Below are 12344 nucleotides of genomic sequence, written 5' to 3' on the forward strand. Positions count from 1 at the left end.
GGGGTCGCCCGATCCGGCGACAAGGCGCCACATGGTCGTCGATGAACACGTACAGTGCCGCCAGAAGGGCGTCCAGGTTTGTCTTCACACACTGACCAACGGGCGCCCTTCGCCATGGTTGCGACCAGCACACACATCGGACTCACTCATCTAGCCGCCGCGCCCGCCGGGGCGGGTCCGTGGGGCCTTCCGGGCTCCTCCGATGGGCCCCACGGGGGCGAAGCACACACGCGTCACGCGTCCTCGGCGCAGCCACCCGCACGAAACCGCGACGCCCAGCGACGCCCGTGCCCGCGACCGCGGCGGCGCCTACGTGCCGACGAGGGTCAGTGCCTGGTCCAGCGCCTGGAGGAAACGGTTCGTCGTGGCGCGGTCGCGGACCGCGAGGCGCAGCCAGTCACGGTCCAGCCCCGGAAACGTGTCCCCGCGCCGGGCCGCGAAGCCGAGCGCCCGCAGTCGTCCGCGCACCTCGTCCGCCCGGTCGATGCGGACGAGGACGAACGGGCCGGACGCCGCCGGCACCGCGCGTACCTCGTCGAACTCCGCGAGACCGGCGAGCAGATGCGCCCGGTCCGCCGCGATCCGCTCCGCCGCCTCCGCCGCCTCCGCGAGGGCGTGCGGCGACATGCACGCCTCGGCGGCGGCGAGCGCGGGGGTACCCACCGGCCAGAGCGGCTGGGCCCGTTCGAGCCGGGCGACCGTCCCGGGCTCGGCGAGGACGTAGCCGATCCGCAGCCCCGCGAGCCCCCAGGTCTTGGTGAGGCTGCGCAGCACGACCAGTCCGGGTACGTCGGTCCGCGGTGCGAGGGCTTCCGGCTCGCCGGGGACCGCGTCCATGAACGCCTCGTCGACGACCAGGATCCGCCCCGGCCGGGCGAGCCGGGCCAACTCGCCGGCCGGATGGAGCACCGAGGTGGGGTTGGTGGGGTTGCCGACGACGACGAGGTCCGCGGACTCGGGCACGGCCGCCGGGTCCAGCCGGAAGCCGTCCTCCGCGCGCAGCACCACGCGCGCCACGTCGTGCCCGGCGTCCCGCAGTGCCGCCTCGGGCTCCGTGAACTGGGGGTGCACCACGACCGGCCGGCTCACCCGCAGGGCCCGTGCGATCAGCACGAACGCCTCCGCCGCCCCCGCCGTCAGCAGTACCCGCTCCACGGGCAGCCCGTGCCGCTCCGCGACGGCCGCCCGTGCCGCGCGGCCGTCCGGGTAGGCGGCGAGGGACATCAGCGACGCCGCGATGCGCTCCCGCAGCCACTCCGGCGGGGTGCCGGTGCGGACGTTGACCGCGAGGTCGGTCAGACGGCCGTCGCGTACCTCCGCGTCACCGTGGTGCCGCAGATCGTGGAAGTCGCCGTTCACGGGCGCCCCGCGGGGGCCGGGACCGGCGGGGCGACGGCCTCCCGGTAGCGTTCGACGACCAGATCGGCCAACTCCTCGGCTGCGCCGATCACTCCGGCCGGCCGCACCTCCGTGTCCGGGTGGGCCTCGGCCCAGCCCTCGGCGTGCAGCACGGCCCGTTCGACCGGGCCGCCGTCGAACAGGGCGTACGGGAGGACCACGATCCGGCGTGCCCCGAGCCGTACGCACCGGTCGAGCCCCGTCGGCACGTCGGGCGCGGCCGTCGAGACGAACGCGGTCTCCACCCCCGCGTACCCACGGCCCTCCCAGAGGAGCCGCGCCGCCCGGTACACCTCCGCGTTGGCCTGCGGGTCGGCCGAGCCGGGCGCCACCAGCAGCACCGTCACGTCGGCGCGGTCCCGCGGCGAGCGCGCACCGCCGCCCAGCGCCTCGTCGAGCCGCTGTTCCAGCAGGGCGAGCAGCACCGGGTCGGGGCCGAGTGCGCGGCTCGCGCCCACGGCGAGTCCGGGCCGTTCCTCGCGGACGGCGTCGAGCGCCCTGGACAGGGCCTCCCCGCTCCGCCGGTCCGGTACCAGCGCCAGGGGAACGGCGGCCAGCCGGTCGGCTCCGGCGGCGACGAGTTCGCCCACGGCCTCTTCGATCGGCCAGCGGCCGGTGCCGACGAGGCCGGCCGCGACGGGTATTCCGGGATGGCGGCTGCCCAGGTGCTCCACGAAGTCCAGCAGTGCCGCGGCTCCGGCGTCGTGTTGGACGCCGTCCGCGGCGATGAGCAGGGCGGGCGGGGAAGTCACAGGTTCTCCTTGCGGTGGTGGCGATGCCGCCGGTGCCGGCCGACCGGCCCGCCGTCGTTCACGTCCGAGATCATGTCCGGCGTCACCGGTTCCACGCACGGCGGGACCGGTCCCGGACTCGAAGTATCCGCAAGCCGCACGATGGCACAGGTCACCCCACCGGGTCGCCCCTGACCTCCGGATTTCCGTTTCCCCACCACGAGTTCTCCCCCGTCCGCGAGGGCCGCGGCCTCCGCCACCGAAGGTGTGCCCACCGCGGCCGCCGCCGTGGACGGGTTCGGCACCGGTACCCGGGCGAGCTCCGCGGCGGCGTACGTCCGCAGCGGGACGCCGAGCGCGGCCGCCGCGGCCGCGATGCCCGGTTCGCGCGCCTTGACCGCCACCGTCGCGACCGCCACGACCGAACTCGCCGGCGCCCCCGCCTCCCGCAACGCGTCCCGGACGAGAGCGAGCACCTCGTCCGCGGACGCGCCCCTGCGCGCCCCGACACCGACGACGAACCGGCCCGCGCGGCCGGTCATGGCGTGGCACCCGGTGGCGCGGTGGTGGGATCGGCTAGCAAGAACCCATGGCGGTGTTCGTCGCGCTCGGCGCGTTCCTGATGACGCTGTTCGGCGGCTGGGCGGCGCAGCGCGTCACCGACCGCCGGCACCTCGTGCTCGGCCTCGCCGGGGGACTGATGCTGGGGGTCGCCGGACTCGATCTGCTGCCGGAGGCGATGGCGGCCGCGGGGGAGGAGGTCTTCGGCGTACCGCAGGCGATGCTGCTGTTCGTCGGCGGCTTTCTGCTGGCCCACGTGGTGGAGCGGTTGCTCGCCGGCCGGCAGGCCGCGCACGGGGCGTACAACGGCGGCCGGCACGCCCACGACCACCGCGTACCGCAGGTCGGTATGACCGCCGCCGCGGCCATGGTGCTGCACAGCCTGATGGACGGCATCGCCATCGGCGCGGCCTTCCAGGCGGGCGGCGGGATGGGGCCCACCGTCGCGCTCGCGGTCATCACCCACGACTTCGCCGACGGGTTCAACACGTACACCGTCACCAGCCTGTACGGGAACGAGCGCCGCAGGGCCGTCGCCATGCTGTTCGCCGCGGCCCTCGCCCCGGTGGTCGGCGCCGCCTCGCCCCTGCTGTTCACCATGCCGCCCGAGGTGCTCGGCAGTTATCTCGGCTTCTTCGGCGGCGCGTTGCTCTACCTCGCCGCCGCGGAGATCCTCCCGGAGGCCCACCACGCGCACCCGGCCCGGTCGACCCTGCTGTGCACGGTCTCGGGCGTGGCGTTCATCTGGCTGGTGACCGGCCTGGCGGAGTGACGCGCCGGGGCCTGGGACGTGTGTCGAGAGTTTCGTCTGGGCGGGGGCGGACGACGCTGCTTTCGGAACACGCCCTGGGGCGCCTATACCGCCGCGTCCCACGCCGCGCACCTCTCCGCGAACCGCCGTGCCGCGCCCGGCGCGCCCGCCCAGTGCGTGTGCACATAGCTCGCGTGCACCCCGCCCCGGACGAAGCCCTCCACCCGGGGCTCCGGCTGCCGGAGCCCCCAGGCGGGGTTCGCCCCCGCGCCCGGCTCCGTGACGGTGCGGTGGAACTCGTGGCCGCGCATCCGGGTCCCGGCCTGGGCAAGGACGCTGTCGCTCACTGCCACGGCGTCCCGGTAGCCCAGCGTCAGCCGCTCCGACATCCGCGCGTCGGCGTCCAGCACCCCGCACATGGGCCGGCCGTCCAGGGAGCGCGCGAGGTACAGCAGCCCGGCGCACTCGGCGGCGACGGGTGCCCCCGAGCGGGCCAGCTCCGCGACCGCCTTGCGCAGACGGGAGTTGGCCGACAGCTCCGGCGCGTACACCTCGGGGAAGCCGCCGCCGACGACCAGGCCGGCCGTGCCGGCGGGCAGTTCCTCGTCGTGCAGCGGGTCGAAGGTGACGACCTCCGCGCCGGCGGCCGCCAGCAGCTCCGTGTGCTCGGCGTACGAGAAGGTGAACGCGGCGCCCCCGGCCACGGCGACGAGGGGCCGCCGGTCCCGCGCCCGGACGGCGGGGGAGCCCAGCGCCGTCCCGGGCTCCCAGGGGTGCCCGGGGAGCGGCGGCGCGCTGCGCGCCAGGGCCAGCAGCGCTTCCAGGTCACAGCCCGCGCGTACCTGCTCGGCCTGCGCCGCGACCGCGTCGACCGCCTCACCACGCCGCTCGGCGACCGGCACGAGCCCCAGGTGCCGCGACGGCGTCGCCACCGAGGGCGCACGCCGCAGCACCCCCAGCACCGGCACCCCGGACTCCTCCAGGGCCTCCCTCAGCAGGGCCTCGTGGCGGTCGGTGGCGACCTTGTTGAGGATCACCCCGCCGAGTCGCACCTCCGGGTCCCAGGACGCGAATCCGTGCACCAGCGCCGCCACCGACCGCGACTGCGAGGACGCGTCGACGACCAGCACCACCGGTGCCCTGAGCAGCTTGGCGACCTGGGCCGTGGAGGCCAGCTCACCGGCACCCGCGGCCCCGTCGTACAGCCCCATCACGCCCTCGACCACGGCCAGTTCGCAGCCGCGCGCGCCGTGCGAGAACAGCGGGGCGATCAGCTCCGTGCCGCACATGTACGCGTCGAGGTTGCGGCCCGGGCGCCCGGTCGCGAGCGCGTGGTACCCGGGATCGATGTAGTCGGGACCCACCTTGTGAGGGGAGACGGCGAGCCCGGCGGCCGTGAAGGCCGCCATCAGACCCGTCGCGACGGTGGTCTTGCCGCTGCCGGAGGCCGGTGCCGCGACGACGAGACGCGCTACCACGTTCTGCCTGCCACTCGCTCTACCACTCGATGCCCCGCTGGCCCTTCTGGCCCGCGTCCATCGGATGCCTGACCTTGGACATGTCGGTCACGAGGTCGGCGAACTCCTGCAGCTCCCGCGGGGCGTTGCGGCCGGTGATCACGACGTGCTGGGTGCCGGGCCGGTCGCGCAGCACCTCGATCACCTCGGCCGTGTCGATCCAGCCCCAGTGCAGCAGATAGGCGAACTCGTCGAGCACGTAGAACCGGTACGTCGCGGCGGCCAGATCGCGCTTCACCTGCTCCCAGCCCTCGCGCGCCTTGTCCTCGTGGGACTGCTCGCCCTCGGCCGTCGGGCGCTGGATCCACGACCAGCCCTCGCCCATCTTGTGCCAGTGGACGGTGCCGCCCTCGCCGCTCGCCCCGAGGACCTTGAGCGCGTTCTCCTCGCCGACCTTCCACTTCGCCGACTTGACGAACTGGAACACCCCGACCGGCCAGCCCTGGTTCCAGGCGCGCAGCGCCATCCCGAAGGCGGCCGTGGACTTCCCCTTGCCGATGCCCGTGTGCACCATCACCAGCGGCCGGTTGCGGCGCTGGCGGGTGGTGAGACCGTCGTCCGGAACCACGTCCGGCTTTCCCTGCGGCACTACGCTGCCCTCCTGTTGCGGACCGTGCTGTCGGTTCCCGTCGTCGCCGCCCGTACGTCCCGGACCAGCCCCGCGATGCTGTCGGCGCGCAGCTCGTCCAGGGTGACGGCGGTGCCGCTGAGGTCACGGGCGAGGTTCCCGGCGAGGCCGAGCCGCACCGGCCCCGCCTCGCAGTCCACGACCACCGAGGCCGTGCCCTCGGCCGCGTGCAGACGGGCCGCGCGCCCCGCGACCGCCAGGGCGTCGCCGCCGCGCGCCCCGGTCGCCCGTCCGTCGGTCACGACCACCAGCAGCGGCCGCCGCGACGGGTCGCGCAGCCGCTCCACCCGCAGGACGTCATGGGCCTTCAGCAGCCCGGCGGCCAGCGGCGTCCGGCCGCCCGTCGGCAGTTCCTCCAGCCGTGCGGCCGCGGCGTCCACGGACGAGGTCGGCGGCAGCGCCACCTCGGCGCCGGTGCCCCGGAAGGTGACCAGTCCGACCTTGTCCCGGCGCTGGTAGGCGTCGAGCAGCAGCGACAGCACCGCGCCTTTCACGGAACTCATGCGTCGGCGGGCCGCCATGGAGCCGGAGGCGTCCACGACGAAGAGCACGAGGTTGCCCTCGCGGCCCTCGCGGGCGGCCTGCCGCAGATCGTCCCTGCGCACCACGAGGCCCGGCCCGGAACGGCCGCGGGCCCGCTGGTGCGGTGCCGCGGCACGCACGGTCGCCGCCAGGTGCAGCTTGGTCAGCGCCCCCCGAGGCCGGAGCGCTCCGGTGGTCCTGCCGTGCTCGGTACGGGCCCGGGAGCGGCGTCCCACGGCGCCCTCGCCGAGGCCGGGCACGCTGAGCACCTTCGTACGGAACGGCTCCGCGGCCCGCTCGGCGGCCCGCTCGCCCGTGCCGGCGCTCGCCGCGGGCGGTCCGGCGGCCTCGGACGGCTCGGGCTGCCCGGCGGGCGACTCGGACGGCTCGGGTTGCCCGGCGGGCGGGGCGGAGTCGGGCCCCTGGCCCTGCGGCGGGACGCCTCCGCCGCCGGGGCCGCCGTCCGGGCCGGACGGGTCCGTGTCGGGGTCCGGATCGGGGTCCGGCCGGTCGTCCCCGCCGAACTGCTCCAGCGTCTCGTCGAGTTTGTCCTCGTCGAGGCCGGGCGCGTCGAACGGGTTGCGCCGGCGACGGTGGGGGAGCGCGAGGAGCGCGGCCTGCCGCACGTCCTCCTCGCGTACGTCGGTACGGCCCGCCCACGCGGCCAGCGCCGTCGCGGTGCGGGCCATCACGATGTCGGCGCGCATGCCGTCCACTTCGAACGCCGCGCAGGTGGCGGCGATCTGCCGCAGGGCGGCGTCCCCGAGTTCCACCCGGGGCAGCAGCGTCCGTGCGGCCACGATGCGCTCCCGCAGCGCCGCCTCCTCGTCCGCCCAGCGGGCCGCGAAGGCCGCGGGAGCGTCGTCGTGGGCGAGCCTGCGCCGGACGACCTCCACCCGCTGCTCCGGGTCCCGGGAGGCGGCGACCTCCACCGTCAGCCCGAAGCGGTCGAGCAACTGCGGCCGCAGCTCCCCCTCTTCGGGGTTCATCGTGCCGACGAGCAGGAAGCGCGCGGCGTGCCGTACGGACACGCCCTCGCGCTCGACGTAGGAGGCGCCCATCGCGGCCGCGTCCAGCAGCAGGTCGACCAGATGGTCGTGGAGCAGGTTGACCTCGTCGACGTACAGCACGCCCCGGTGTGCGTCGGCGAGGAGACCGGGCTCGAACGCCTTCACCCCGTCCGCGAGGGCCCGTTCGATGTCGAGCGCGCCGACCAGCCGGTCCTCCGAGGCGCCGACGGGCAGTTCGACCATTCTGGCCGGGCGTGCCGTGGCGGGCGCGGCCTCGTGCGGCCCGTCCGGGCAGCCCGGGTCGGGTGCGCCGGGCGCGCAGGAGAAGCGGCAGCCCGCGACCACGTCGACATCGGGCATCAGTGCGGCGAGGGCGCGCACGGCCGTCGACTTGGCGGTGCCCTTCTCCCCGCGGACCAGCACTCCGCCGACGGCGGGGCTGACCGCGTTCAGCAGCAGCGCGAGCCGCAGGTCGTCCATGCCGACGACCGCCGTGAACGGGTAGTGGGGTGCGTTGCTCACTGTGCGGCTCCAGGGGTTCCGGCGGCGGGCGCACCGGGGAGGTCGGGTGCGCCCGGCGGGATGAACGGCAGGCCCGAGGGCGCGCCGCCCTCGATGAGACGGAGGAGCGCGTCCGTGTCCGCGTGCTCCTCGATCAGGTCGCCGAGGCGGTCGAGCTGGGCCTCGCGCAGAGCGGCGAAGGAGGTGTCCGGGGCGGGGACGAAGCGGCGGCCCGACGCCGCGGCGACGGCCCGAAGGAACGCCCGGCGGAAGCCGTCGCTCTCCAGCGATCCGTGCCAGTGGGTGCCCCACACCTCACCGACCCGGCAGCCGTCGAGGAAGGGCTCGCCGCCGAGCACCTCGGCGACGCCGTGGTGGATCTCGTAGCCCTCGACCGGCTGCCCCAGCGCCGTGCCGGAGGGCCGGGCGAGCGTCTTCTCCGCGGCGAACCGCACCCGGACGGGGAGCAGTCCGAGCGCCGGCACGGCTCCGGCCCGGGACTCGACGTCGTCGTCGATGTGCCGGCCGAGCACCTGGAAGCCGCCGCAGATGCCGAGCACCGGCCGGCCCTCCGCGGCGCGCCGGGCGAGCGCGCCGGCGAGACCGCGCTCGCGCAGCCACTCCAGGGCGCGCACGGTGCCGCGTGTGCCGGGCACGATCACCAGGTCGGCGTCGGCCATTTCCTCGGGGCGGTCGACGAAGCGCACGATCACGCCCGGTTCGGCGGCCAGCGCGTCCACGTCGGTGAAGTTGGACATCAGCGGCACGGCGCACACGGCCACGCGCAGCACGTCCTCGCCGACCGGCGGTGCCACCGCCGACTCGCGCACGGTGCCGCGCAGCGACACCCGCAGTCCGTCCTCCTCGTCGATGCCGAGCCCGTGCGCGTACGGCAGCACGCCGAACGTCCGCCGCCCGGTGAGTCCGTGGAGCATCTCCAGCCCCGGCTCCAGCAGCGTGACGTCGCCGCGGAACTTGTTGACGAGGTATCCCGCGATCAGCTCCTGGTCCTCCGGGGCCAGCAGCGCGGTCGTACCGAAGAACTGGGCGAAGACCCCGCCCCGGTCGATGTCGCCCACGACCAGCACGGGCAGGCGTGCGGCGCGGGCGATGCCCATGTTGACGATGTCCGTGCGCCGGAGATTGATCTCCGCGGGGCTGCCCGCGCCCTCGCAGACGACCGCGTCGTACGTGCTCCGCAGTTCGTCGAGGCAGTCCATCACCGGCTCGAACAGCGCCTTCTGGCGACCTCCGTGGTAGCCGCGCGCGCTCAGCTCGCCCACGGGCCTGCCCATCAGCACGACCTGGCTGGACCGGTCGCCGCCGGGCTTCAGCAGCACGGGGTTCATCAGAGCCGTGGGCTCCACCCGTGCGGCCTGCGCCTGCATGGCCTGTGCCCGGCCGATCTCGGCGCCCTCGCGGGTGACGAAGGAGTTGAGGGACATGTTCTGCCCCTTGAAGGGTGCGACCTTCACGCCCCGGCGCACCAGCCAGCGGCAGATCCCCGCCGTGACCACGCTCTTGCCGGCGTCCGAGGTGGTGCCGGCGACCAGCAGCCCGCCCCCGCTCATGCGCGCCTCCGACTCGGGGCCCCGGCCGCGAGGCGCGCGCCCACGCACACCGCGAGCGCCAGCACCCCCACGCGCTGCGAGAGCCGTACCGCCCGTTCGATGTCCGCGACCTCGACGGCCCGGCCGTCGGCGCCGTTGAGCACGGGCCGGTGCTCGACCCGGCCGGCGTAGGAGAGCGTCCCGCCGAGCCGTACGCCGAGGGCTCCGGCGAACGCGGCCTCCACGGGACCGGCGTTGGGGCTCGGGTGCTTCGCGGCGTCCCGGCGCCAGGCGCGGGCCGCGCCGCGCGGGTCGCCGCCCGCGGCGGTCGCGAGCGCTGCGGTGAGCCGGGCCCCGGGCCAGCCCGCGAGATCGTCGAGCCGGGCCGAGGCCCAGCCGTACCGCCGGTAGCGGGGTGACTTGTGACCCACCATCGCGTCCAGGGTGTTGACGGCGCGGAACCCGACGAGACCGGGCACGCCGCCGATCGCACCCCAGAACAGCGCGCCCACGACCGCGTCCGAGGTGTTCTCGGCGACGGACTCGACGACGGCGCGGGCGATGCCGGGGCCGTCCAGCGCCTTGGGGTCGCGTCCGCACAGATGCGGCAGCCGCTCCCGGGCGACCTCGATGTCCCCGGCCGCCAGCGCCCCGCCGATCGCCCGGGCCTCCCGGCCCAGCGAGGTGCCCCCGACGACGGCCCAGGTGGCGGCCGCGGTCAGGGCGACGGCGGCGCCGCGCGACCGGCGTGCGGAGACGGCGGCCAGTGCGCCCGCGGCGACCGCGCCGCCGGTGCACACCGCGGTGTGCAGGGCGCCCCAGCCGCGGTGGTCGCGCCAGAGTCTCCGTTCGACCGCGGCGGCGGCCCGGCCGAAGGCGGCGACCGGGTGCCCGCGGCGTGGATCGCCGAGGAGCAGGTCGCCGGCCAGCCCGGCCGCGGCGCCGTACGCGAACGTGATGTCCGGGCGCGGCACGCCCGGCCCCCCCGGTTCGGCAGGCATGTTCGTCCTCACTCAGGGTCCGCGCCCTGGCTCGACGTGACCGGCGGGAGAGAGTTCCTGGCTCCGGGGCGCTCCGTGAGGGGGAGCGCACCCGTGACAGTGGCGGGACCGCGCCGGATTCGCACCGGCTTCCTCTTCTGCCGCCGTAAATGGCTCCGGAAGTCCACCACGGTCCCCGAACGCCCGTCAACTCGCCCTTGACCTGCGACGGGACAGTGTGCCGAGGCCCACACGGGTTGGCTGCGGGCACACACACGACAGGGGCCGGACCCACCCGGAGGTGCGCCCGGCCCCTGTGCGAGGAGGTGCCGTACGGCCGTCAGACCACGATCAGATAGATCCCGAAGGCCACCGCCGCCGCGCAGAGCGCGAAGCAGGCGTACGCACCCGTGCGGGCGAGGCCCGCGGAGCCTCCCTGCGCCGCCGCGGCCTCCTGCTTGGAGAGACCCGCGACGCCCAGGGTGAACAGGCCCACCAGGGCGACGGTCACGACGAGACTCACGCCGAAGACGGAGCCCAGAGCTGCCCAGTCGATCTTCATGCTGTTCTTTCCTTACACCGTGGCGGCGGGCGCCGCAGTGGACTCGGATGCCTGGGCCGGAACGGCGGCCTTCGGCGCCTCGGCCTCGGTCACCGAGGTCCCGACGACACCGGCCGGGGGCGGGGTGACGGCCGCGATGGCGGTGGTGACGACGCCCGCGGGTTCGACCTCGTCGTCCGTGACGTTGGTGTGGTCGACCGGCTTGCGGCGCGAGATCACCCAGATGGCCCCGGAGCCCGCGACGAGCAGCACGGCCACGGCGGCGATGCCCCAGGTGCCCTGCTTGGTCAGGAACTCCGCGGCCGCGGCGACCAGGCCGGCGGCGGGCAGGGTCAGACCCCAGGCGACGAACATCCGGGTCGCGGTGGACCAGCGGACCACACCGCCCTTGCGGCCGAGGCCCGCGCCCATCACGGCACCCGAGCAGGACTGGGTGGTGGAGAGGGAGAAGCCGAGGTTCGAGGAGGCCAGGATGACCGTCGCCGCGCTGGTCTGGGCGGCGAAGCCCTGCTGCGGCTGGAGGTCGGTCAGGCCCTTGCCCATCGTGCGGATGATGCGCCAGCCGCCGAGGTAGGTACCGAGCGCGATCGCGACGCCGGCGGAGACGATGACCCACATCGGGGGGTTCGAGCCGGGCGCGAGGACGCCCCCGGTGACCAGGGCCAGGGTGATGACGCCCATGGTCTTCTGCGCGTCGTTGGTGCCGTGGGCGAGGGACACCAGGCCTGCGGAGGCGATCTGGCCGGCGCGGTAGCCCTTGGAGGTGGCCTTGTTCTCGGTCGTGCCACCGATCCGGTACGTCAGCCTGGTGGCGACGAGGGCCGCGAGGCCGGCGACGAGCGGAGCCGCGACGGCGGGGATCAGGACCTTGGTGACGATCGTGCCGCCGTTGACGGCCGAGAAGCCGGCGGACATCACGGCGGCGCCGATGAGGCCGCCGAAGAGGGCGTGCGAGGAACTGGACGGGAGGCCCAGCAGCCAGGTCAGCAGGTTCCAGAGGATCGCGCCGACGAGCGCGGCGAAGATCACTTCTGTGCGGATGCCCTCTTCGTTGATGATGCCGCCCGAGATCGTCTTGGCGACCTCGACGGAGAGGAACGCGCCGACCAGGTTCAGCACGGCGGACATCGCCACTGCTGCCTTCGGTCTCATCGCACCCGTCGAGATGGTCGTCGCCATGGCGTTGGCGGTGTCGTGGAAGCCGTTCGTGAAATCGAACACGAGTGCTGTCACGACGACAATCGCGAGCAGCAGGGTGATGTGCTCCATTTACCGGGTACCCAGGCAATCGTTCGGATGGCAGTGGCTCGGGTGAACGTAGGGTCGCTGAGTGAACGGAAGGTGAACTGGGGCGGGCTTTGGAGTGTCTCCAAGTGGGGTGAGGCTCCTCCGCTTACGCCTGCGGCGGTACGTCGGCAACCCTCGGAGCCGGGGCGCATCGATCGGAATCGGCCAAATTTCGGGCCTTTACCCCTCTCGGGTAGTCGCAGAATGGCTGTTGTGTGATCGGACCCCGTCTTCTGGGTGAACATCGAAAGAGATTCTGGTCACTCCGGACTTTCCGTCGCCGAGTCCGTCACCGCGCCCGGCCGCCGGGGTGCGCGACGGCGGCCCGGCACCGGCCCGCCGTCGC

General features: G+C 74.7%; 11 protein-coding genes and 1 riboswitch. Of the genes, 1 reads left to right on the plus strand and 10 read right to left on the minus strand.

The features are described from left to right. Positions 1-309 precede the first annotated feature (309 nt). Genes cobC through QMZ92_RS26985 form a run of 3 tightly spaced genes read right to left on the minus strand, consistent with a single transcriptional unit; the run spans position 310 to position 2671 of the window. Entirely contained in the window at positions 310-1359 is a 1050-nt protein-coding gene (gene cobC / locus QMZ92_RS26975) for an Rv2231c family histidinol phosphate aminotransferase CobC (RefSeq protein WP_283300109.1), read from the minus strand. After that, a complete protein-coding gene (locus QMZ92_RS26980) occupies positions 1356-2150 on the minus strand; it encodes a sirohydrochlorin chelatase (protein ID WP_283300110.1) in 795 nt (264 codons plus the stop codon). Before QMZ92_RS26980 ends, cobC begins: the two co-directional genes overlap by 4 nt. Further along, positions 2147-2671: a cobalamin biosynthesis protein gene (locus QMZ92_RS26985; protein ID WP_502962150.1), complete on the minus strand. Its 525-nt coding sequence runs from the start codon at positions 2669-2671 to the stop codon at positions 2147-2149. The genes QMZ92_RS26980 and QMZ92_RS26985 overlap by 4 nt, the downstream gene beginning before the upstream one ends. A 47-nt stretch (positions 2672-2718) precedes the next feature. Between QMZ92_RS26985 and QMZ92_RS26990 the strand changes: the two genes are divergently transcribed. Continuing rightward, a complete protein-coding gene (locus QMZ92_RS26990) occupies positions 2719-3462 on the plus strand; it encodes a ZIP family metal transporter (RefSeq protein ID WP_283300111.1) in 744 nt (247 codons plus the stop codon). 83 nt (positions 3463-3545) lie between these two features. Here QMZ92_RS26990 and QMZ92_RS26995 read toward each other — a convergent pair whose 3' ends face one another. From QMZ92_RS26995 to QMZ92_RS27025, 7 genes are all read right to left on the minus strand, one after another. Further along, positions 3546-4919 carry a cobyrinic acid a,c-diamide synthase CobB gene (locus QMZ92_RS26995; protein ID WP_283300112.1) on the minus strand — a complete coding sequence of 458 codons (1374 nt, stop codon included), beginning with the start codon at positions 4917-4919 and terminating at the stop codon, positions 3546-3548. 19 nt (positions 4920-4938) lie between these two features. Then, positions 4939-5547: a cob(I)yrinic acid a,c-diamide adenosyltransferase gene (cobO, locus tag QMZ92_RS27000; protein ID WP_283300113.1), complete on the minus strand. Its 609-nt coding sequence runs from the start codon at positions 5545-5547 to the stop codon at positions 4939-4941. Continuing rightward, positions 5547-7598, minus strand: coding sequence for a putative cobaltochelatase (locus tag QMZ92_RS27005; RefSeq protein ID WP_283300163.1), 2052 nt, complete (start codon positions 7596-7598; stop codon positions 5547-5549). The genes cobO and QMZ92_RS27005 overlap by 1 nt, the downstream gene beginning before the upstream one ends. A gap of 38 nt (positions 7599-7636) precedes the next feature. Beyond that, positions 7637-9190: a cobyric acid synthase gene (locus QMZ92_RS27010; RefSeq protein ID WP_283300114.1), complete on the minus strand. Its 1554-nt coding sequence runs from the start codon at positions 9188-9190 to the stop codon at positions 7637-7639. Further along, a complete protein-coding gene (locus tag QMZ92_RS27015; protein WP_283300115.1) occupies positions 9187-10170 on the minus strand; it encodes a cobalamin biosynthesis protein in 984 nt (327 codons plus the stop codon). Before QMZ92_RS27015 ends, QMZ92_RS27010 begins: the two co-directional genes overlap by 4 nt. A 31-nt stretch (positions 10171-10201) precedes the next feature. Continuing rightward, positions 10202-10353: riboswitch (cobalamin riboswitch) on the minus strand. Between the two features lie 136 nt (positions 10354-10489). Further along, a complete protein-coding gene (locus QMZ92_RS27020; RefSeq protein WP_093653077.1) occupies positions 10490-10711 on the minus strand; it encodes a hypothetical protein in 222 nt (73 codons plus the stop codon). 12 nt (positions 10712-10723) lie between these two features. Then, positions 10724-11980 carry an inorganic phosphate transporter gene (locus tag QMZ92_RS27025; RefSeq protein ID WP_283300116.1) on the minus strand — a complete coding sequence of 419 codons (1257 nt, stop codon included), beginning with the start codon at positions 11978-11980 and terminating at the stop codon, positions 10724-10726. Between the last annotated feature and the right edge of the window lie 364 nt (positions 11981-12344).

Source organism: Streptomyces sp. HNM0645 (assembly GCF_030056615.1).
GTDB classification, from domain to species: Bacteria; Actinomycetota; Actinomycetes; order Streptomycetales; family Streptomycetaceae; genus Streptomyces; species Streptomyces marianii.